Below are 23,725 nucleotides of genomic sequence, written 5' to 3' on the forward strand. Positions count from 1 at the left end.
GTGCACCTCACTCCAAATCAGAACGCACAACTTAATGGGCTTGTCAATTTTGTACAAGTAGCACCAGGTCAACAAAGAGTCAACAACTTTATAGAAATATTAACAAGTAATCAAGGACGAGATGTAAGAGATGGAATGCGCAGAGAAATTTTACCATATATAAATGATATCTATCATAATTACAGACAAGCGCTGGAAAATGACATTCAAGGTCGCAATCAAAAATTTGAGGATTGCGGGGCTTTCTTAGGGTTTTTAGCAAATCTTAGTCACCTTTGCACAATAGATATTGACCTTAACTTATCTTCTGGAAATTCATATGCTGCCTTTCTTGTACATCGTCAAGCAGAAAGAGAAAACTTTCCTATCGTTATTAGCCTTGCTGCAGGAGGAACACGGTCTCATACTGCATTAAATCTTGCCGCAGGTTACGCTAAAAGGTTACATGCTTCTTCATTTATACCCGTTCATACCGAATCAAGACATGCTGTTTGTGTTGGACTAAATTTTAATTTAAATCTAGATCCTTTTAGTATTGATACAGTAGGGCTTCAACAGGATAGATTCCCTTTAGTACAAAGACTATTTGAGTGTGTAGAGAATGAAGAAATTAGAAGAAATATTGGAGATTTCTTACTTCACAATCTTCCTGCTGAAATACCAATGAATGCAGGGAATTATAACAGGATATTTTATTGCATAACTGGTTTCGCTTTTGGGAATAGTGCTTTTGATAGACGCCATTTACAATTCGCAGGGGGAGGGGAAGTACCTGTAACAAAGTATGTACTTAGATATAATGATGAGGATCATGCTTTAACTATGGTCTTTCGTGCTGAAGGTTCTAATATAGTTATACTTCATAATAATGCACAACTGGGATTTATTAATTTACAGGAGTTTGGTATAGATGTAAATAATACTGGTATATGTGAGGTATTTTGTGTACTCAATAATCAGCATATACTAGGTTTAGATGTTAATGTAAATAATTTTGATACATATCAAAACTATATCAATGGCCGTGATCAAATAAATGGTCAACTTGTACAAGTGCCTAATGCTGAAAGTGTGCATAATACTTTAAATCAAGTTGTGAATAATGGCTGGCAAGATAGAGGTCAGCATAAAAGATTATTTCTAGAGGTTTCTAGGGTACTAATGCCATTGAGGGATGCAATAAATGTGAACGGAGATAAGTTTCGTTCTATGTTACATGGTATATTTTATGCTTGTGACAATACTGCAAAAATGATTACTAGGTACAGAGTAGGTCAGGAAAGAAGGTTTATTACAGTAGTAGGAGGAGAACCAGCACACCAAGTACGTAGCGGAACTACAGAACTGAAATTAGATCTTTTATTATTAAGAGGCCATCCAAATGATACTCATCCGATTGGATATACATTAAAATTTGCTGGTAATCAGGGACAAGTACAACAAGAGCAAATTAGAGCAGAACAGGAAATAAAAAGCCTTATAAAAAAACAAAGGGGATACACATCTCTTACTCCTGGAAATGAGGTGGTTTTATCTTCTGCTGTATTTAATGCAGGTGCACAGAGAGTAGAAGATCTTATATCTATTCCACAAAGACTATATATACATAGGCTTGATCGCAGTACTAGAGGACTAGTAGGGCCTAATAGTGTTATTGATGAAAATCCACCAGAAAATCTATTATCAGATCAGACTCGTCAAAGATTAATAGATCATTTTCAAGGTATTGGACCAGGAGATCAAAGACAGAATTCCATTCCATTATTTGATCTAGGTAATAATCGATGGGCTGCGGTTCGTTATCTTGAAGGCAATAAAGAACGGGTCATGAGAAGGTTAATGTTTGGTGCAGATGAACCACTTACAGCACAAGAAAAAATATTACAACAAATAAATGCTATCCTTCGTAGAAACAACGCTCGTGAGATAAAAGATGTGCATGATCTACTTGCACTAGACTTTGCAACAGGCAATGGCTATTATCGTTATTGGCTACAAACTCATGACATGTTTTTCGCTGCACGACAATATACTTTCCTTGATGATCAATCTCATTCAACTAATGATCGTTATGGTTTTGAAATAACTTCAGTAGGAGTCAATGAAAATGATCCAACAGGTAGGGGCTTATTAAGTAATATCATAACTTTGTTTAAACAAGAAGTAGCTTCGAATGAAAGAGATAGATTAACTGCTATTATTAATGTAGGTAATCGTCATTGGGTTACATTAGTTATTGTCCACCAAAATGGAAATTATTATGGGTATTATGCTGATTCATTTGGTCCAGATAGTGGTATTGACAATAATATTCGAGAAGCTTTAAAAGAATGTGATATTAATGATGATAATGTCCATAATGTTTCCGTTCATCAGCAAACAGATGGCCATAATTGTGGCATATGGGTATACGAAAATGCTAGGGATATTAATCAAGCTTTACAGGGAAATAATAACTTTGGAGAAAAAGGTGAAGGTATTATAGGTTATATACATGATCTTTTTAGTACAGGTATTGGAAATGACACTAGACAACCTCAAAGAAATGAACAATACTTTGAAGATCGGAGAAGAGATATTTCACAATTACTCCAAAATGATCCTAACTTACCTTCTCGCCGGAGTGATTTAATTCAAGCTCATCCAGGAATTCAACATGAAATTGATCCATTACTATTACAATTTTTAGGACTCCAATACCCACAGCGTGGAGGTGGAGGGGCATTACAATTAGGCGGAGAAAGAGTGATATCAATTGATTTTGGTAACCCGCAGTCTGCATTAGATAAAATTGATGGAGTGAGTAGAGTTTATGACCATAGCAATGGTAGAGGTAGAAGTTAATAGGTAGATGAAGTTTTCTTTACTCTATATTTACGCGTTGGTTGTAATCGGTCTTCTAGGTTGTTTCTGCATATTTTATGATGGTGTTTATTAACAATAATATGGAAGACTATTATTAAGACTCTTGTCCGTAAAGCACCTTCATTTGCTCCTTTCATGAAAGTGATATTTCCTTCAAATCAGCTAGTTTTAGATGCTGAGGTTGTGTGCCGTTTAAGATGGCTTCCTTAATTTGGGTATCAAATAATTTAAACGTAAGACCCATTGTAAAAGATAAGATTTAATTTGAAAGAAAAATTGATGTGGTTAAAACTTGACCTTGCACAGTATAGGAATATTTTTTATAAAAAGAACAATATCTATTTGAAATGTAAAATTATCATAAATTTTTCTTTTTATTCTTAAATGAATTACTATTAATCCAGTAAACTATATTATTAATATCTCAAGAAAATCAGCCATTTTCAGGCTCAAAACCAAGGTCGGTGAGAAGAGTTTGTTTTGGGATCTTATGGTCTACCACGTGATCCATACGAACTTTTCTACATAATAATTCTACTATACCGTAAAGGTAGCTATATTAGCCTACTTCAGCTAAATTCACATATGAACTAATCTGCCTAACTTTGTTGCAAAGATTTCAAGCTTCTGTTTTCACAACCCTATTTTTACGCGGCTTGTTCTCACAAATATATGACCTTTTTTGAAGGAGTAAACAATTGAATTCTTTATAACACTAACTATAGTAGTTTCGAAAATGAATGATAAATTTTCATTACGAGATTACCCCCTAAAAGCTGCGAGTTTGTATGTTAGTGCACTATCATTTATTTTAGAAAACACTATAGCATGGTACTTTCACTAAAATATTTTTTAAAAAAGTTAGTTGACTTATAAATAATTCTCTACTAATACTGGCATGTGTTTTTTATTCTGCTGAAGTGGCTCCGCAGGTTACTGTATAAGCTTCAGCAGTTTTTGCACTCCTTTAAAGCATCATATTCCTATATATTAAATATCGCCAGTGCTTCTCAATTTTGTTAATCTATAGTAAAACAGGCTAAAACTTGGAGTCATAAGCAACTTTTAACCTCTCTATATACTCCATTGTTACTCACCATAAAAACTTAACAAAAATATGAGTAGTAAAAAGATTGTGTTGAAATTAGCTTGACCAATATTATATATTGTACATAATATATTCTATATCTAGGCTAGGAGGTAGTATGGTTACAGAGTCAGTAAAATATGTTGTAGAATCTATCAGTGAACAAAAGCTAGGAGAGGAATTAAATACTGAGCCATGGCATTCAAAAATTGAGTGTAATAGCAATGAGGGACCAACGCCTGAAGATGACATAACAGATTTAGATGATTATAGTTTGTTTGTTCAAGGAATAAGTAATCGTTCGGAATGTTATGACCTTGATCAGAGACATGAAACTAGGGAGGCTGTTGACACATGTGTAAAACATACATTGTCGTATCAGAGTGAAACTGATGATAGTGATTTATATTGGAAAAATTACCCTATTAGTCCAAGAGACTCTGCTTTAATTAAGTTAGATCTACTACTGACTGAAAGTGAGAGAAGTCTAATTGATGAATTTCGTAAAGAGTTAAAAGATGTAGTAACAAAAAATGATCAAGGTTATAGGGATAAGCATGAAAATTTTACAAACACTGCTTTAGAGCGTATAGAGTGCATAACAAATAAATATTTGCAAAAAGGGATAAGACTCAATTCAAAATATAACGATGATAAGTATACTATAACAAGTTTAATTTTTAAGGAAATAAGAAATATCCCTGATAGAATACGACAGCATAAGGGATTACCACCTTATGAGAGTTTATCAGACGATAGTGAGACTATAACAAGTTTAGTTTCTAAGGGAATAAGAGATATTCCTGCCTACGAGGGTGTATCAGATGATAAAAATATAGGTATTATACGTAATATCATGAGTAATTTACTATTAAAAGGTGGAAGAGTAAAATGCAGTTCCTTTTATGATGATAAGTTATTGTATGCAACTTATGGGTTCAGTTATGAGATTTTTGCAGAATGTGAAGAAATTGATAACAAGCTAAAAAGTGTAGCAGATGAAGGTATTATAAACAGTAGTGCCCAAGGCAAAGCTTTACACGTAGAAATGGATAATGGATATTTTTATGTAAAATATTCGCAAGATAGCACTGTTGAGGTTGCAAAAGTTATAAATAATCCAAAAGTGAAAGATTTAAGTTTTAGACATCATATATTTCATGTTGGAAAGAGTATAGTAAGAGTTGAAAATGTAGGAGGAAAAAGAAATTATACAGACGTTTTAGAAGGTGGCATTGAAATGTCTTTTACTACTGAAGTAGGAAAGATTAGTATTCATCTACGTTCTAGTGATAAAGACAACAATAAAATTGAAGTAAAGATAAGTGACGATGACAAGAAGAAACTTGATCAATTAAAAGATAAGGAAGAAATAGGAGAAAATTGTTTACTTGGTGGATATTCAGTACATGATGCGATTAAACGAGGATATTTTGAAAAACATGAAACACTACGTCAATCTTCTGAAAAAATTACCTTATCTAATGAAAAGAAAAAAAATAGTTGGTGTGAGATAGTAACAAATTCAAAACAGACAACAAGCCGTACTGTAGGGTAAATGCTACACTGCTTGATTGTCTAAAGATCTTATATTACTCACCATAAAAACTTCACAAAAGCTTAACGACGTGAGTAGTAAAAAGATTATGGTTATTGATTTAATGTTACATATCGCATATAATGTATTATGTATCTTAGCATTAGAGGGATAAGTATGGGTGAATATACTGGGATAAAATCTATCATCAATCTACTAAAACCCAAATCAGAACTATATGATTTCGAATATGAATCCATTATAGAACATTTATCATCTAAAGAGCATTTATTAAATGAACTGATGAATGATATGTGGTACTCAGGAGATTTACCATCAGTTAGAAACTATAATGAACCATTATCTTTGATAGATAGCAAACTTGGATTAAGTGAACAGATTTGTGTTTGGTTTGCTCTAGATCATGACCTTACACCAAGTCAAAAAAATTTAAACAAAAAGTTACTTAGTGCTCTAAAATGTTTAGCTTCTAACTGTGGTTCATTTGATAATACTGAGCCCCTTGAAGAATTTTTACATGATAATAAAAACAATAAAGATTTAAAAGTAATTCTTAATCTCAGAAGAGGAGAATCTCAATCAACAGTATTGCATGCGATTGCAGGAGCAAATATTGGTGGATTTCGTCGCACAGGAAATCAGGCTATAGATTTACTCTTGGAAGCAGGCGCAGATCCTAACATACAAGATAATAAAGGAAAAACACCACTATACCTTGCTGCTGCTAAAGGTCATTACAATAATGCAAACTCTCTTCTCTTGAAAGGAGCTAACCCTAATATAACAAGTAGAAAGGGAAGAACTCCACAACAAATAGCAACTAATAAGCTCTGCTATAATATAGAAGAATTATTTTTAACTGATAAACAGAAAAAGATGAATAAGGAATTGTATGACTTACTTGTGTGTGATTCAGACTGCACTAAAAATTTAAAGGAGTTTTTAAGTAAGCATAAAAGAGACTTAGACCTAAAAGTAGTGCTAAATATTCGGCAAGGAATGGGTGAATCAAAAGTGTTTTCGTATGTTGATCGTTTTGCTTGGGATAATGAAGATCTTGCTCAAGAGTTAAGAAAAATATTTCTAAAAGCAGGAGCATTAGATTATCGTATAAATATCAATTATTCTCACCAAAAGAAACGACAGGTCAGTAAATTACTCGTTAATTTAACCTCAAATCAAAAGGAAAAGTTAAATGAGTTTTCTGATAAGGTGTTTCATGCTCAAAATATGGCTGAACTTGAAAAGATTGTAAACGATGCTATAAAGTCTGGTGTACGATTAAACTATTCTCTTTCGCAAGATTTCTTTTCAGGTAATGAGTACACTTTTACCGATTATGTGATGAAAAAAATCAGTGAATTAGAAAAAAATCCTAAAGTTGCTAGTAATATAATATGTCAATTAGTATCAAAAGGGGCAGTGTTTGGTAATACAGTTGATGCTAACACACTGACATCAGAATTTAAAGAGCATAAAACTAACCTAAAAAAAGCTTATAGAGATTATATTAGCAATTCTCATAAGTTTATTGAAATCGCAAAAAGTGCAACCAATAGCGAGCTAAAAGATGCAAGAGTAGACAACTCCGTTTTTTACTTAGAATATTCTAAAGATAGTAAAATAGACATTATAAAGATAACAGATGGGGCAAGGGATTTAGGTCTAACAGATGGAGATGTAAAGTGTGGAAGAAATATAGTAAAGATCGGTAATAGTGAAGTAGAAATTAAAATTGAAGATGGCATAAGGAATTACACAGATCTTACAGAAGGCAGCGATGTAATATTAACTTTCTATACTAGTTTGGGAAATGTAGACGTTAGGCTGTATCCTGACATACAGAATAAAAGCAAAATTATAGTAGAAGTGAGTAATAGAGAAGAAATATTAGAAAAATTCAAAGGTCGCGAAGAAGAGTTAGGTAATGATTGCGAGCTTGGTAACTACTGGGTCTACGATGCTATTGAACAGGGATATTTTGAAAGATCTGGTGGATTAATGCGTCCTGAAGTAATAAGCGAGTCTAACAAGAACAAAGATTCATGGGTAGGACGTGAAGAGTTAAGAAGAACTTCTGATTCTAGGGCTAGGTAGATTAATTTTCCATAAAAGTTAAAGATTATTATTTAAATATAAACTACTATAATTTATAGATTAAGGAAGTTGTACCAATGTCTTCTAAGAATACTCTTTTATATTGTTTTTAAGCTGGCTACAAAATGAGGATATGGAACATACAATTGGCTCTGAGCTGCCTTTTACACTCCAGGTCTACTATTAAAATATGCAGCTAAAATTGGATCATTTTCTACCATTGTTGCACCTAATATGCTAAAATCTTCATCACCTGTATTGATATTTTTACATAATTGATCTTGTAACATTTATTTGCTCTTCTATATCAATTTCAACATCTTTTTGTGTGGCCCTTTGTAGTAGCTCCTTTTGCAATAACCTTTTTTAATTTTCTGGCACATACTTTTTTCGATGTTTTTTCATATTGTTGTTTTTATAAACGTTACGACGCTGAGCCGTAAAATTTCTCCCTTTGCTCACTCCACAGCATCGGTATTTCTCTCAAATCAACTAATTTCAAATCTCTTGGCTGTCTCCCATTTACTATGTCTTCTTTAATCTTTGGTGCTAAATAGTTCAACCTCAAAATTTGCTGTATACGTCTTGTACCTATATTAATTTTGGCACTCAGCTCTTTCACACTTTCGTATTTTCCTTCCTCCAGTTGCCGTTTCCACAGGTGGGCTCTTACCACTGCTTTGAGTAACGCATTATTTGTTTTACCTTCTGGCTCTACTACTGTGCATTTCTTTCCTTTCTTCTTTATTGCTATAAAATTTTCCTCTGATTCAGAACATACTTCTACTCCATCTTCTCTCACCAATACTGTTCTTATTAATCTCTTCACTACTTCTTTCTGCTTTCCAAAACTTAAATTTTTCCATTCTTCTCCCCATTTTTCATATAGCTGTTCAGCTTTCTTCATCACTTCTTTTTCTACTTCTCCTGCTACTATAGTCCTGTTTATTGATTCACAACCTTTTCCCCTTAAATGATTGTTGCACACATAATATCGATATCTTTTATTCTCTTTTTTTGAGTATGTCAGAGTCATGTTTACATCACAGCCCTTGCACTTATAATGCACCCCATAAACTAGACCAAAAAAAAATGGTTGATCCGAGTAGGAAGGTAAAGGGGTAAAAGTATGGCAACAAAAAAATATGAACCAGAGTTAAAAGCAAAGATAGCTTTGGAAGCAATAAAAAATCAAAAAAGCACAGCTGAGATATGTAGTGAATATAAAATACCATCAACAAATCTATATGATTGGCGTGATAGAGTATTGGCAAGGTTAAAAGACCTATTTGTTGAAGAAAGTGAAAGTGCGAGAAAACAAAGAATCTTAGCGCAAGAAATAGAAAGTTTACATAAAGTAATAGGAGAATTGACAGTGGAAAATAGCTATTTGAAAAAAAAATTACTGAAATAAGCAAAAAAGATAGAGTAAGGTTTATAGAAAAAGATTCTGATCTGTCAATTAGGAAACAGGCTGATTTATTGGGGATTTGCAGATCTGGCCTATATTATAGGCCTATAATTAATAACGAAAGTGAAGTAGCAAATTTGATTCAAGAAGTATATTTGGCTTCTGATTGCCGTTATGGATATCGTAAAATTACTGCTGAAATCATAGCGAGTGGAGTAGTAGTCAATCACAAAAAAATCTTAAGAATTATGAAAAAAATGAAGATTAGTGGGCTGTATTGTAGAAAAAGATGTAATACAAGTATTAAAGAAAAAAAGCATAAAATATATCCTTATTTACTCAAAGATTTGATTATTTGTAGAGTTAATCAGGTATGGGCTACTGATATAACATATATTATGGTAGAAGGTAAGTTTATCTATTTTGTGGCAATAATGGACTTGTATAGTCGCTATATTATTGCTCATTCATTATCACCATATCTTGATGCTGGATTTTGCCTTTATACTCTCAAAGAAGCTCTAAAACAAGGTAAACCTGAGATTTTTAATAGTGATCAGGGGGTGCAGTTTACTAGCTACAACTTTATTATGGAATTAGAGCGTGCTAATATTAAAATCAGTATGGACCATAAAGGACGTTGCTTCGACAATATATTTGTTGAGCGCTTATGGAGAACTTTAAAGCAAGAAGCTATATATTATTATAGACCAAATAGTATCAGAGATTTAAATCTTATAATAAATGATTTTGTTGCTTGGTATAACTATAGAAGGCGACATCAGACTCTACATTATAAAGTTCCTGCTGATCTTTATTATCATAAACAGTAAATGAATATATTGATAAATACTTTAAATGTGTGTCGACGTATTTATCAACATATTCATTTTAAAAATCGGATCACTTTGAAAAAAATGGTCTAGACAAATGGGTGCATTATAAACTTAAGACCATCAATGGTAAAAGCGAGCTCGTTGTAACTGTTACTAATGCTGTATTTATTTTCTTTAAACGATGAAAACAATAAATTAGATTTTGCTAAATCAGAATTTTGTGTTGGATATTTAAAATCAACAATTGAAACTGGCGCTGAGACTTTTGCACAATAAAAGTTCGTTGCTTTAAAATTAAATGTCCGATCGGTCGGCAAGAGAAACTTTAACGTCAAACTTTGATCATCACCAATATCAGAAGGGATGACAAAATCGAGTAAAGTTAAACTGGTGTCGTAAACCTTTGGCGTATCAGAATCAATTAAAAATTCATCTACTACATTCACTTTTGGCGGTGTTGATGATTTTGCACCAAAATCACGAATTGCCAGTAATTTAACGACTATATCATCACCACCTCTCCAAGCATAGAACTTGAGCTTCAGTGATTCAGAAATAACGCTCCATAGAGCATTAGAGTTTTTAAATACTATAGCTTTCTCTAGAGGCGGATTTTTCTCATTAGACTTTTCACAAATAACATTTAAATAAAAACGAGGATTGCCTTCATCAATTCGTTCAGCCTCAGTAATGTCTTTAATGAAAACTCTGTCTACGTCAGTTCTATCTTGCATAGCAACTGAATCAGCGTAAGACCTCACAAACTGCCATGCAAGTCCAGCAATTGGTACTTGTGAAAACTGAGGTAAAACATAGCCAGGTCCCTGCCCTCTATCATCGATCTGTAGACCAATATTAAACTGACCATCGATAAACAAATTATCAGATATGATAGCGCTAGTCGAATCAGCGCTGCGCTGCTCCTGAAAGTAAGGTAGGTCAGTAAAAACAATCTCAGGAGCAGCACTGTTGCCGTAACAGCACTTCAGCTCCACAATGTAACGATCTTCAGGATCATCTACGTCAACGAAATAGTAGAGTTTGTGGGGCAATGCACCATTTTCATCAAGTTGTAGAGGATTTGGTGCTGGTACGACAGTTCCTTCTTGGTTTTTGTAATAGGCATGACGAAGAGTTGTAGGACTCTTCTTGTCATAGAAATACATCCAGTAGCCAGCGGCTGGCATACCCTCTCTATTCCTAATAATGTCCTGCAATACTATACTTAGTATTAACTTCTGTGTCATTTCTCCCTAACCTCAGCAAACTGGTATATACTCAGTCTACCATAATATGTCAATATAATTCTTTATTGAAAATTTTAGGAAAATATTGTATAATTATGCAGTAGTAGAACCTGGTAAAACTTATGGCAAACGCTAATTTAGCTTTCAGTAAAGAAACTTTACAGCATCTTGCTGAATTATCTGAACTTACTAAGCAGCCTGCTCAAGCATTAGCAGAAAAACTACTGAGAGAAGCCATCGAGCTTGAAATCGAGGATTTTTTAGTGTCTAAAATTTCTGATGAGCGTGATGTTGAAGGTGCAGAAATGATTAAAAGTGAGGATGTAGATTGGGATACACTATTATCTTCGTAGGAAAGGTTATTAGAAAAGACCTTCCTGACCTTCCAAAAACAATAAGACTGAGGGTCGTAAATGCGATAAATGAAAGGCTTACAGTTGATCCAATAAACCTCGGTGAACCATTACACCACAGCTTAAAAGGACGTAGAAGGTTAAGAGTTGGTGAGTACCGTGTAATTTACAGAGTAAATCAATTAGAACAAATAGTAACTATCACAGAGATAGGACATAGATGTGATATTTATAAAAAATAAATATAAACATTAAATATTATAATGCACCCCATAAACTAGACCAAAAAAAAATGGTTGATCCGAGTAGGAAGGTAAAGGGGTAAAAGTATGGCAACAAAAAAATATGAACCAGAGTTAAAAGCAAAGATAGCTTTGGAAGCAATAAAAAATCAAAAAAGCACAGCTGAGATATGTAGTGAATATAAAATACCATCAACAAATCTATATGATTGGCGTGATAGAGTATTGGCAAGGTTAAAAGACCTATTTGTTGAAGAAAGTGAAAGTGCGAGAAAACAAAGAATCTTAGCGCAAGAAATAGAAAGTTTACATAAAGTAATAGGAGAATTGACAGTGGAAAATAGCTATTTGAAAAAAAAATTACTGAAATAAGCAAAAAAGATAGAGTAAGGTTTATAGAAAAAGATTCTGATCTGTCAATTAGGAAACAGGCTGATTTATTGGGGATTTGCAGATCTAGCCTATATTATAGGCCTATAATTAATAACGAAAGTGAAGTAGCAAATTTGATTCAAGAAGTATATTTGGCTTCTGATTGCCGTTATGGATATCGTAAAATTACTGCTGAAATCATAGCGAGTGGAGTAGTAGTCAATCACAAAAAAATCTTAAGAATTATGAAAAAAATGAAGATTAGTGGGCTGTATTGTAGAAAAAGATGTAATACAAGTATTAAAGAAAAAAAGCATAAAATATATCCTTATTTACTCAAAGATTTGATTATTTGTAGAGTTAATCAGGTATGGGCTACTGATATAACATATATTATGGTAGAAGGTAAGTTTATCTATTTTGTGGCAATAATGGACTTGTATAGTCGCTATATTATTGCTCATTCATTATCACCATATCTCGATGCTGGATTTTGCCTTTATACTCTCAAAGAAGCTCTAAAACAAGGTAAACCTGAGATTTTTAATAGTGATCAGGGGGTGCAGTTTACTAGCTACAACTTTATTATGGAATTAGAGCGTGCTAATATTAAAATCAGTATGGACCATAAAGGACGTTGCTTCGACAATATATTTGTTGAGCGCTTATGGAGAACTTTAAAGCAAGAAGCTATATATTATTATAGACCAAATAGTATCAGAGATTTAAATCTTATAATAAATGATTTTGTTGCTTGGTATAACTATAGAAGGCGACATCAGACTCTACATTATAAAGTTCCTGCTGATCTTTATTATCATAAACAGTAAATGAATATATTGATAAATACTTTAAATGTGTGTCGACGTATTTATCAACATATTCATTTTAAAAATCGGATCACTTTGAAAAAAATGGTCTAGACAAATGGGTGCATTATATGGGAAGACCTTGCAATGAACATAAAACAAAAAATAGAAAGAATAAAAAACTCCTTACGTGAACTATTAAATAAACACAAAGAATTGTTGGAAAATTTTCAACTTCTATTGACCATTCCAGGAATAGGAGAAGAATCAGCAGTAGCTATTTTGGCTGAAGTTCCTAACATAAAAGCTTTCAAGGATGCCAGGCAATTGGCAGCATATGCTGGAGCTATACCACGAAATATAACGTCAGGTACGTCTGTACATGCCAAGCCCAGATTAAGTAAATCCGGTTCACGAACATTATGTAAGGCAATGTACTTTCCTGCCATAGTAGCTAAGAATCATAATCCTACTATTATGACTTTTTGCAAAAGGTTAAAAGAGAAAGGCAAGCATAACATGGCCATTGTGGGAGCTGCAATGCGTAAGTTACTCCATATTGTTTTTGGTGTTTTAAGGTCAAAGAAGGCTTTTGATCCAGATCATATCAAAAACTACAGAGCTAGGAGTTTGGCTGAAAGTTTAGTGCTTTAAAATCAAAAAACGCTCCAATTATGTAAAATAGTATCTTACACAAATTTTGTAACTGGTTAGTGAATATGTTGATAAGTAAATTAATTTTATACGTACAAAAAAGCGGAAATTTACTTATCAACATATTCACTAACTATAATCTGTGTACCGTTACACAAAATGTGAATTGGAAGTATTTTTTAATTTTATGATACAGCTTGAACAATTTTTGTAATTTTTTTGTTGACTTGCAAGACGGTATCTACTACGCTAACCAATGCTTCCTCAGTACCATTTTTAAATTCTTTTATCTGGTTTATTAAATCATAGACAACAAAGGCTGAAGTTCCACGTGCGAGAAAAGGAGATGCTGCTTTTAAAGATCTACCAAGCAAGAACTTTCCTTCTGCAGCTAATTTTAATCCTTTAAGAGAAGCAGCTTCAGCAACCTTGGCAAACCCTTGACCACCTGCTATAAAACCAACATTAATCGCTACACCTTGATAATCTCCATTTACAAAGTCAGCTAATACATTTTTAGCCATCATTCCATGCATGGTCATGCCTGAGATTTTTCCTATTCTGCTCAAATGGTTCATAACCTTTTTATTATTAGTAAGCTTATAAATCAAACCTTGAGACTTGCCTGTAACTTTAACCTTGTCTGCTAACTCAATCAACTGACTACGTTTTTCCTCTGGTAGGCCTTTAATGTAATTGACAAACTTTTTACTATCTATTTCAATTTTATTGAAGTCTCTCTTCTCATCTTTCTCAACATTAAACTCATCAACATCTTCCCATGTGAATAAACATTCGCTTTCAACCTCTCTTTTTTTTCTGTTACGACTTATACTTGGTAAACATTCCCCAGCTAAAACTTCACTTTCTTGGTGTATAGAGTTAGGATAAGACACCTTTACTAGCTTCTCAGCATTAACTCGAAAATAATTATCATTATAATGCTTCTCAAAAATATTTAAAGCACTTCTAAGATCGTTTTTAGATTCATCATTTTTGTGATACACATTCATTTGTTGAAGCATATGGTTAATCTCATTGTTGTATAAACTTAAACGTATTAACACAGTAGCAACATAAAAATGATTAGCACCATAATATTCTCTAAAGATTCCTTTAGCTTCTTGAAGAAGCATAATATATCGAGCATATCTGTCTTTTTTACTGGTTTTCATATTTGAATCTCTAAGAACTTTAGCTAGATCTCTTAGAACAATGGCATATTGAAATTTGTTGTATTTTAAACTGTTTTTAACAGTCTCATCTGGTTCTACTGACCCACTACTAGCCTGACTACTACTTTTTGAGTAATTTTCCTCTGAAGTACGAATAGTACGAGCAAGACGTCTCTTTTGCTTTTCATAAGCAGTTAATTTTTCCTGTTCATTTAATTGAGGCTTATCTTTGTATAATTCTTTCTTTAGCTCTTCAATGGCTTCACGATCATCATAATCATAAAGTTCCTCCAAAACATCCAAAGCTTGCTTAAGGTAATGCTTTCTTTCCAAAGAATCTTCTTGACAAGCTTTACCTAGTTCCACCTTTGTAATAGCAACTTGAACATCATCAATATCGTGATTTCTGTAAATATCTAAGGCTTGTTCAAGGTATTTCTTTTGTTTGTTATGGATATTTAAATGACTATAAGCTCTACCTAGGTTTAATTTTGTAACAGCAACTTGAAAAGGATCAATCTTTTCAGCATGACATTTATCAAAAATGTCCAAAGCCTGTTTAAGGTGCTCCTTTTGTTCTTCATACTGCTCTAAATTCCCATAAGCCCTACCTAACCCTGCTTTCATAATAGCAACCCGGAAATCATCACGGACACGAAGCTCTTCTAAAGAACTTAAAACCTGTTCAAGGTATTCCTTTTGCTTCTGATACTCACCTAAATTTTCACAGGCTTCGCTTAGTTCTACTTTTACATCAATCACTTGAAGGAAGCTAAATGAATTATACCCTTCTAAAAGTTCGTAATCAAGGCAATAACGTACTCTTAAAAAGATAGGATATTTCCAGAAAATGAAATATTTCAGGGATTCGCTAGGAATATTCGGGTAGTGTTTCTCAAAAACACCCAGAGCCTGCTCAAGGTATTTCTTTTGCTTCCGATACTCACCTAAATTTCCATAAGCTTTACCTAGTTCTACTTTTACAGTAGCAATTTGCAAGTCATTTCGGTTATGATTCTTCTTAAAAACATCTAGGGACTGTTCAAGGTACTTCTTTTGTTCTTCATACTGCTTTAAATTCCCATAAGCCTTACCCAATTTTGCTTCTACAACAGCAACTTGCAAATCATTTTGGTCATGATTCTTCTTAAAAATACCTAAGGCCTGTTCAAGATACTCCTTTTGTTTTTTATAATCGCCTAAACTTTCATAAGCTACACCTAATTCTGCTCTTGCAATAGCATCCTCAGGATCAATAGATAAAGCCTCATTAAGCAGTTCTTTCTTCTGTTCAAAAGCTCTGAATCGGCCATATACCTTAGCTCTCCATATTAATAAATTTTTGAAATAACTTTTTTCTATGCTTTTCTTATTTACACCATCCTTTGACCAATGATAGATGTGTGAGCAGAATACCCTTAAATGTTCTACTAATAAGTGGTCTACGGTATAAATGTTTCGTGTGTTATCAGAAAAAGTTCTTTCTAGTAACTTAAAAGTTTGTTTCAAAACTTCCTCTTCTCCTTTTTTTTCTTTTAATTCTACCTTTATCACTTCTTGTACTAATCCATGAATTCGTGATACAACATCATCTACATTAATCATTGAATACTGGCAAAGCAAGTCAATGGCTTTTTGTGTGAGCTTTTTTTGATCTTCTGTTAATGTTAAAAAGAAGATTTCTAAAGGCAAGTTGTTAGGAGCAAGGTAAGCCATAATGTTTAAAATCTCTAATGCTTTCTTTCCATGGTTCCCATTTTGCTTTATGTTTTTAAGCGTAATTTTCAAAGTTGCAAATACTGTTCCAATGCGCTTCTCATTTCTATCTTCCTCAGAATCAAGCAACTCTGTTCTTTTATATTCCTTTATGTAATCTTCAATCGAAAGACTTTCCCCACTTCTATTGCTTGAGGTTATGCACCATACAGCTTCCTGCAGTGCTAGTGGAAAACATTGTAAAACTTCTGCTAAGTTTTTAACTTCATTGTCCTGCAATCTATTATCTATACCCAGAGTCCCTTTTATAAATTGCATAGCTTCTGGTAAAGAAAAATCATTCAATATTTTTACCTGTATTTCCACCCCTTCTTCTGTTTTCCACTTTCTACTACAAGAAGTAATCAAGACATAAGGCTTCCTATTGTCAGGAGATAAGTTGGATGGCAAAAACTCTTTTATATCCTCATAACTCTTAGCATCGTCAAAGATAAACAAACTTTTCACACTCTTAAAGTAATTGTACGCATCAATAATAATATCTTCAATATCTTTTTCTTCTCCATTAGCATCTATCGTTGGAATTCTTAATTTTTTTTTAGCTAATTCTTGAAACGATTCTTTTAAAGTCTCTTGTGTTCCAGCATTCACCCATATAACATTATTATCATAATCTTTGCTATAAGAATAGGCATACTTTCTCGCTAATTCACTTTTGCCTACTCCCCCTAGACCAGCAATAGAAACCATTTGCGGTATTGCTACTTGTCTATCTTCTAATGCATCATGTAGCGTTTCCAATACACTAGTCCTTCCAGTGAACGATCGTACTGGATAAATCATACCGAACCAAATAGATCCCTGTGTTTGTTGATTGCTCTTTTCTTCAACAATAGAATGAACTTCCTTCAGAATTTTATTATTACTTTCTACTATTTTTTCTACTCCGTCTATTTTACCATTTGCCTTTTTTACCTCTTTTTCTATTATACTTAGAGTACTAATTTGTTGTTCAGTTTCCATAAAAAATTCTTTTACTTTCTCATTAGAAAGAAAACGCCCTTCTTTCTCCTTCATCCAATTTAGTACTTCTATTTGAAACTTGTTATAAGCATCTCTACTTATGCTGCCAATATAATTAAACTTTTCACTAAACTCTCTACTAATTTTAGCTTCAAGAATTTTGCCAAGCTCAATTTCATTGGGCTGATTTACCGCGAATACCAACTTTTCAAAAAAACTTTCTATTTCTGCTTCAGTAACGTGATCATCTGGTAATTCAAACTTCGTGTGCAACTGTCCTTCTTTACATGTTTGAAAATTTGCTATATGAAATTTATATTTCTCTTTATCAAAATCTATATTTTTATTCTTAAGTTCTGCTTTGAGTTTGCTTTTAAAATCCTCTAAATTACCTGGTAATTTGTGACTATCATCAAAAAACGTAGGACTGAAATAATATGTATTCGTTTCTCCGTCGTCTTTTTCTATTAATACATATCCTGCTAACTTATTAATATTATCTTTTATGATGCCTGCTTTGCTTGGTTCTCTTTTTATGATAACAATATTATTATTAGCATTTTTTATTGCATTTACAATTGCCTCAGAAAACTCTCGTGGGTTAGTCACCCGGGGACTATCATCCGGTTTGAATCCCTTTCCAAATGTGCTAGATAACTTTAGGTTTATATCTTTCATTTTTATCTCAAATTCTTTTTGAGATAAATTACCTTTTGCTAATAGAACTTCCCTAAACTTCTGTGCTTTTTCAGATAGATTATCATTGTCTATGAAACCTGTTTTGAATTTTTTATCTTTAACGTTAATTACTTCACTTGCTAGAGCAGTATGATACTCCTTAAAAAGACCATCCTTTAAGCCTATGTCCTTGTTACCAATAGCACACTCAATAAGCCTTTTTGCTAATCTATTAATATCTGAAGCATCTTTCAATGCTGCAATAGGAAATTTTTCTATTTTAAGTTTTAAACGTTTAGGATATTTGCTCTCAGATGACACGTCTAAAAGATCATCCTGAGCTGCTATTTGTTCAAAGCTGTCTTGTAAATCATTACTCAGACCAGCATTTGTACAAATAATAAATACTTTGCCAGCCTAAATTCACCATCTTGATCTTCTGTAAGTAAATCCCTTACTTCTATGCTCTTTTCATCTTGCTTATGCTTAGCTTGTAAAAAACGATATGCTGAACCTCCTCCTTTTCTTTTATACTCAAAAACTAAGTCATCAAACTTTTCTGCTGCATCCATTTCTGTAGCTAAACGGAAGGAATACCCTTTATCTAATCCACGTTTTAAGAATAACATGAGTAACTTTAACTGATAGATGCAACCATGCAAAGAGTTCTTCACCCCAGAAGCTGCGTACTTATTCGGCTTATCTAAAAAAGAAGTGCTTTGTCTTATATTTAAAGCACCAATATCTTCCTGATTGCTTTGAAAACGAACTCTTTTTTTGCTGCTAATATTCCCAAACTCCACATTCTGATGATTAGAACTAGTAGCAACGTTTGATTCTGCTTCCAAAACAACAGAACTCTCTCTATCGTCTTGAAAATGAATTCTCTTTCTACTAATATCCCGATTAACTTCCATAGACTGATGATCAGAACTAGAAGTTCTTAGCTTTTTCGAATTACTGTCTTCTAATTTATTTTCTTCAGAATCAACTCTAGCCCTTTTTTGCTGAGATTGTTGTTGAGTTGATGACTGCGCTCCAACAGAAAGTTGCTGTGCTTTTAATGCCTGAACAATATCTTTTTTACCAAGGCGTTCAGCAATATCTAGTGGGGTTTCACTGTCATTATTTGCAGTGTTAGCATTTTTTACTTTGCTTAGAAGTAGCTGAACAATACTTAAATCACCACCAGAAACTGCATAGTGTAAAGCTATATTACCTTTTGCATCTACAAAATCAACATTTACCCCTTCTTTTATAAGACGCTCTACCTCTTTTTGATTTCTTTGAGCTGCTGCAATTAATAACCCCCGATTATTAATACTCTTTCGTCTATCCTTGATCAATGCCTGTACATTAGAGTCTATATAACCTGTCTTTAATAACTGAACAATATCTTGCTTTTTAAGACTTTGAGCAATATCTAATGAAGTTTTTCTTTTGTTATTTTTGATATCAATTCTTGCTTTATTCCTTATGAGTAGTTTAATAACTTGTAACTTCTCTTTACGAATAGCAATATGTAGAGGTGTATCACCATTTTTTGTATCTTGAAAATCAAAATTTAGCTTTGGTTCATTTTTAAAAAGCTCTTTGATCTTTTCCACCTTTTTTTCTTCTGAATCACTGCTCTTTATAGTATTAATTAGTTCTTCTTCAGGTGTAACTTCGTCATCATAATCAGTAGAGTCAGGAGACTGGTTTATTTGGTGATGCTGAGCAGAATCAATGGGCTGATTATCTGGATTAGATTGACGGTTATCAGATAAAGATTGCTCACTTTCTTGCTGGACATTGCCTATAACTCTTGCTTTGTTCAGTATTGGTTCAAAATGATTTGCACCTCTATTTATGATATGAATTGTATCAACTTCCTTATAATCTACACTATCTACATCTACGGACTTAGAACCTTCACTATTTACGATCTGATCTAGCCACATCTCTTTTCCTTCTACAATATGCTTTTCTACAATATGTAATTTTACATTATATTCTTTACAAATCATTACTCCTTCAATCTCACTTCTACCCCATATTGGTGAATTTAAGCGCAACGCATTTACTGACTCGGACTTTTGCTCAATATCACTGGCAGTATATCCAATACGTGGAATATACACATTAATTCCTTCATTTTCGTTTGTTAAAGCTCCTTTAAGCCATGACTGATCATTTTCTAATTGACTTTGTGCGAATTTCTTACAAATCTCTCTCAAAGATTTCACAGTAAAATCCATCTCTGGCTTCAGCTGCTTAAGTCCTTGTGCAACTGAGTCAAAAAAACAATCTCCACTACCAACTGCTTCTCCTAACTTAAAGTCCTTTGGCAATTTTGGACCATCGTCTGAACGTTTGAAGCGTTCTATTGGAGGCTTTTGTTGCAAAGCTACTTGCTTTACATGCTGTATTTCCTCCAATAATTTAGAATTTTCCGAGCTAATACCTTCGTCTTTTAGATAATCTATTGAGTACTCTACCTTCAGCATAAAACCATCTCCTATGTTCAAATAAAAATGTAACATTGTACCAAGAGCAGCTTTATAGTAACAAAAAAACCGGCAATACAAATAATTTTTTATATTATAATACTTTATTTTCAGGCTGTTTTAATTTAAGTTTTTGAGCTAAGCCTATAGAAGAGCCTCATTTTATCTTTCCTTGAATTTCGTTTTGGCTGTAAATTACCTCAGTTTTTCTTTATGATCATCAAATGAATTACCATTAATCTAGCAATAGATATAACTAATAATTTAAGTATCATAACTATTTCCAGCGTTCAAAACCAAGTACGGTGAGAAGTGTTTTTCTTGGAATGCGTTGGTCTACCAAGTGATACGTTCGAACTTTTTATTATAGTGATTTTGCTATTCGCTGAAACTAGCTATATTAGCTGCTTTTTGCTAAATTTATATATGAACTAGTTTGCCTAACTTTGTTGCAACAATTTTGCGCTTTTATTTTTACAACGTTGCTTTTATTTAAATTGTTCTCACTAAGGTACGTACCTTTTTGCGATTTTAGGAAAAGTAAATAAGTGAATTTTACTTGATGCTAGAAAAGGGGATATTTTTACTAAAAATTGTCTTTCAATCTACTTGCACAGAATAGTCTGATGTTTCTATCATTTGACTTCCAGCCTCAAAAAAATTTATATTAGAATAAGTTTTTGTTCCATTGAAAGAAATAGGGGGTTATTTTTTATGCCTGATTTAGATAATACATTTGTTGATGACATTACACCTGCGATTTATGAATATAAACGATAATCAGGTAAGAAATCTTATAAACAGTTTGTGTCTGCATGTAAGCTGTGTTTATCGAGATACTCTAAAGTAATAAATGATATTGAAAAGGAATATAATCATCTCAATAATGAGATTAATAATGAGAAGGCTATAGATAGTATATTGAAAAGACTAGATCAGGTCACAACAGTGCTTAATCAATTTAATGAATATCAAATTCAGCATGCTAGCACATTATTCGTTCCTATTGCGGTGAAGTTAGAGGGAACAATAAAGTCAATGGAAGGTTATGGTAATGTATACGCTGAGGAACTGAAGCAACACAAACTAGAATTAGAATTATTGAAGGGTATAATTGTCAACCAAGAAGTTGATATATTAATTCCTAAGATACAAGAATTAAATGATAGAGCAAAATTATTGCAAGACAATATAAGAAATTCTGGGATACAAACTCCTAGCAAGAAAGTTAATACTACTCCAGTAGTAAAAAATGTTGCTTTACCTAATCAAGTAGGGATAGCAGAAGAAAGCTCGCCTTTAGACAGAAAAGTAAGACTACCAAATCCAAAAAAACGCACGATTTTTAAAAATGTTCAGCAAGTATTACAACCAAAAAATTCAGTTTCAGATGTCAGCAATGTGCATACAACTAAATATGTTGAGGAAAAACTTGTAGTAACCGTAGAAAATGGCGAGGATAACTTAGAAGTTAAAGGTAATCAACAAGGTCCACAGCCAGAAGTTCTACCTTCAGCATTCAATAGCAACTTTAATAATGTAGTTGTTACAGGTGAAAATGTTAAAACACCAACTTTAGAACAAAAAAACAGCATTCAGGACAATAACAAGCAGCTTACTAATTCAGATAACAAAGATGATACCCTACTATTGGCATCTGGTACTGAAAATCTTTATCTACCAGAAAGTGGTAACAGTAATTATCACAATTCACCAGCATTAATAACATCACCTCCAGTAATCAACGAAGAAACTGAACAAAATGATACTAAAACTAATAAAAGACAGCTTAATAACTCAGGTAATAGAAATACTACTATAACACAAAGTACGCAAAGGACTATTATAGCCATAACATTAGCAACGATTGCGATACCTGCTGCACTAATTGCACATTTTGTTTTCCAAGCTAGTTTATTAACAACAGGAATAATAGCAGGTTATTGCCTGATAGCAGCTGTAGTTACATATTGTGCTAGTAAACCCTCAAGTGCACTTGAAAGCAGTGATGCAAAAGTTGTAGCTAATAAAGAGGTTATTGTTTAGAGGCTTACGCTTAAATGAAATGGAGTGGCAGAGAAATTAAGAAGAGACTCTTTTGAATTTGTTTATCTGACACGCCACTCCATAAAAGTCACTTTTTACATTTGAAGCTTAATAAACAAGGTTTCAGACGTAAAAAGATTGAATATTTGTGTAGAATAGTGTATAATTATCGATCTTTAGCTCTGAATATTATGGCCATTTCTAAATTTCTTGATCCTCGCAATGATTTATGTTTCAAAAAAATCTTTGGAACGGAAAAAAATAAAAATATTCTTATCCACTTTTTGAACGACATCTTAGGATTTTCTGGAAGTAATGAAATAAAAGAAATTGAATTCTTAAGCACTATCATGGACCCTGAGATTGCCTCTGATAAACAAAGTATTGTTGATGTCCTTTGTAAAGATTCTATTGGTAATAGATTTGTCATCGAAATGCAGCTTGCTCGTGATAAAGGCTTTGAAAAACGTGCTCAACTATACGCTGCTAAGGCTTATTCAAGGCAATTAGATAAATCTGGAAATTACATTGATTTAAAGAAAGTCTTCTTTATTGCTATTTCTAATTGTAACTTACTCTCTGAAGAAGTTGATTATATTTCTACTCATAATATACGAGATATAAAAACCAATGGACACTACTTAAAAGATCTGCAATTTATCTTTATTGAATTACCTAAATTTGCAAAAAATAAAGTAGAGCTGTTAGAAAGCACAATAGAAAGGTGGTGTTTCTTTTTTAAATACGCAGAAGAAACTACAGATGAAGATTTAAAGAAAATAGCAAAGGAATCGCCAATAATAAAGCTAGCATATGATGAATTAGATAGGTTTCGCTGGAATGAAAAAGATTTAGTAGCTTATGAAGAGAGAATAATGGATCTACGTAAAGGAGAAGCCATCCTCGCTCAAAAACTTGATGACGCTAGAGAGGAAGGTAAAATTGAAGGTAAAATTGAAGTAGCAAAAGCGATGCTAGCTAATAACGTTGATATTGATACTATTGTCAAGTTTACAGGTCTTTCCATAAGTGAGATTAAAGAACTACGGAAGGTTTAATAAATTTTG

At 32.9% G+C, this 23,725-nt stretch carries 13 protein-coding genes and 2 pseudogenes; 10 read left to right on the forward strand and 5 right to left on the reverse strand.

Going from position 1 to position 23,725, the window contains the following annotated elements:
* The 3 genes from OOK99_RS02055 to OOK99_RS02065 all read left to right on the forward strand — a co-directional run bounded on the left by OOK99_RS02055 (position 1) and on the right by OOK99_RS02065 (position 7,607).
* On the forward strand, positions 1-2,844 hold the full coding sequence (locus tag OOK99_RS02055) for a cytoplasmic incompatibility factor CifB (protein ID WP_319803437.1): 2,844 nt from the start codon (positions 1-3) through the stop codon (positions 2,842-2,844).
* A gap of 1,226 nt (positions 2,845-4,070) precedes the next feature.
* Positions 4,071-5,510, forward strand: a complete 1,440-nt coding sequence (locus OOK99_RS02060) for a hypothetical protein (protein ID WP_264720027.1) — start codon at positions 4,071-4,073, stop codon at positions 5,508-5,510.
* A 156-nt stretch (positions 5,511-5,666) separates the two neighbouring features.
* Complete coding sequence (locus OOK99_RS02065) at positions 5,667-7,607, forward strand: ankyrin repeat domain-containing protein (protein ID WP_264720028.1); 1,941 nt, start codon at positions 5,667-5,669, stop codon at positions 7,605-7,607.
* 164 nt (positions 7,608-7,771) lie between these two features.
* On the opposite strand, the gene OOK99_RS02070 is transcribed toward OOK99_RS02065, so the two are convergent.
* Together OOK99_RS02070 and OOK99_RS02075 are read right to left on the reverse strand one after the other, a co-directional pair.
* A complete protein-coding gene (locus OOK99_RS02070) occupies positions 7,772-7,897 on the reverse strand; it encodes a hypothetical protein (protein ID WP_264687012.1) in 126 nt (41 codons plus the stop codon).
* Positions 7,898-8,031: 134 nt separating this feature from the next.
* Positions 8,032-8,667: pseudogene (locus OOK99_RS02075) on the reverse strand (recombinase zinc ribbon domain-containing protein); the annotation flags it as partial.
* 69 nt (positions 8,668-8,736) lie between these two features.
* Here OOK99_RS02075 and OOK99_RS02080 point away from each other — a divergent pair.
* Positions 8,737-9,851, forward strand: a protein-coding gene (locus OOK99_RS02080) for an IS3 family transposase (protein WP_264720030.1) whose coding sequence is annotated in 2 segments (ribosomal slippage) — positions 8,737-9,010 and positions 9,010-9,851 — 1,116 coding nt in all. Because the reading frame shifts where the segments join, the coding sequence is not laid out codon by codon here.
* A gap of 89 nt (positions 9,852-9,940) precedes the next feature.
* Here the strand turns inward: OOK99_RS02080 and OOK99_RS02085 are convergent.
* Complete coding sequence (locus tag OOK99_RS02085; protein ID WP_264720031.1) at positions 9,941-11,101, reverse strand: hypothetical protein; 1,161 nt, start codon at positions 11,099-11,101, stop codon at positions 9,941-9,943.
* 122 nt (positions 11,102-11,223) lie between these two features.
* On the opposite strand from OOK99_RS02085, the gene OOK99_RS02090 reads away from it, so the two are divergent.
* The 4 genes and pseudogenes from OOK99_RS02090 to OOK99_RS02105 form a co-directional block, all read left to right on the forward strand.
* Positions 11,224-11,454: a hypothetical protein gene (locus tag OOK99_RS02090; RefSeq protein WP_063630608.1), complete on the forward strand. Its 231-nt coding sequence runs from the start codon at positions 11,224-11,226 to the stop codon at positions 11,452-11,454.
* Positions 11,430-11,696, forward strand: coding sequence for a type II toxin-antitoxin system RelE family toxin (locus OOK99_RS02095; protein ID WP_063630607.1), 267 nt, complete (start codon positions 11,430-11,432; stop codon positions 11,694-11,696). Before OOK99_RS02090 ends, OOK99_RS02095 begins: the two co-directional genes overlap by 25 nt.
* Positions 11,697-11,783: 87 nt before the next feature.
* Positions 11,784-12,898 (forward strand): IS3-like element ISWpi17 family transposase gene (locus tag OOK99_RS02100; protein WP_214303219.1). Its coding sequence is split into 2 segments (ribosomal slippage): positions 11,784-12,057 and positions 12,057-12,898, totalling 1,116 coding nucleotides; the frame shifts between segments, so codons are not numbered across the junction.
* 111 nt (positions 12,899-13,009) lie between these two features.
* Positions 13,010-13,531, forward strand: a pseudogene (locus OOK99_RS02105) (transposase); the annotation flags it as partial.
* Positions 13,532-13,716: 185 nt separating this feature from the next.
* Here OOK99_RS02105 and OOK99_RS02110 read toward each other — a convergent pair.
* Positions 13,717-18,444, reverse strand: coding sequence for an NB-ARC domain-containing protein (locus OOK99_RS02110; protein WP_264720033.1), 4,728 nt, complete (start codon positions 18,442-18,444; stop codon positions 13,717-13,719).
* A gap of 56 nt (positions 18,445-18,500) precedes the next feature.
* The gene (locus OOK99_RS02115; RefSeq protein WP_264720035.1) at positions 18,501-20,648 is read right to left on the reverse strand and encodes an ankyrin repeat domain-containing protein; all 2,148 of its coding nucleotides are present in this window, start codon (positions 20,646-20,648) and stop codon (positions 18,501-18,503) included.
* Positions 20,649-21,419: 771 nt separating this feature from the next.
* Here OOK99_RS02115 and OOK99_RS02120 point away from each other — a divergent pair.
* Complete coding sequence (locus OOK99_RS02120; protein WP_264720038.1) at positions 21,420-22,658, forward strand: TomO hydrophobic C-terminal domain-containing protein; 1,239 nt, start codon at positions 21,420-21,422, stop codon at positions 22,656-22,658.
* 191 nt (positions 22,659-22,849) lie between these two features.
* Complete coding sequence (locus OOK99_RS02125) at positions 22,850-23,716, forward strand: Rpn family recombination-promoting nuclease/putative transposase (protein ID WP_264720039.1); 867 nt, start codon at positions 22,850-22,852, stop codon at positions 23,714-23,716.
* Positions 23,717-23,725 lie beyond the last annotated feature (9 nt).

The sequence above is a fragment of the Wolbachia endosymbiont (group B) of Eucosma cana genome (assembly GCF_947250645.1).
In the GTDB taxonomy this organism is placed as follows: Bacteria; Pseudomonadota; Alphaproteobacteria; order Rickettsiales; family Anaplasmataceae; genus Wolbachia.

What these genes read in the sequence shown, in the direction of transcription:
- OOK99_RS02090 (WP_063630608.1), top strand. Translation starts at nt 11,224, where the DNA reads ATGGCAAACGCTAATTTAGCTTTCAGTAAAGAAACTTTACAGCATCTT.
- OOK99_RS02085 (WP_264720031.1), bottom strand. Translation starts at nt 11,101, where the DNA reads ATGACACAGAAGTTAATACTAAGTATAGTATTGCAGGACATTATTAGG.
- OOK99_RS02115 (WP_264720035.1), bottom strand. Translation starts at nt 20,648, where the DNA reads ATGTTACATTTTTATTTGAACATAGGAGATGGTTTTATGCTGAAGGTA.
- OOK99_RS02125 (WP_264720039.1), top strand. Translation starts at nt 22,850, where the DNA reads ATGGCCATTTCTAAATTTCTTGATCCTCGCAATGATTTATGTTTCAAA.
- OOK99_RS02065 (WP_264720028.1), top strand. Translation starts at nt 5,667, where the DNA reads ATGGGTGAATATACTGGGATAAAATCTATCATCAATCTACTAAAACCC.
- OOK99_RS02060 (WP_264720027.1), top strand. Translation starts at nt 4,071, where the DNA reads ATGGTTACAGAGTCAGTAAAATATGTTGTAGAATCTATCAGTGAACAA.
- OOK99_RS02070 (WP_264687012.1), bottom strand. Translation starts at nt 7,897, where the DNA reads ATGTTACAAGATCAATTATGTAAAAATATCAATACAGGTGATGAAGAT.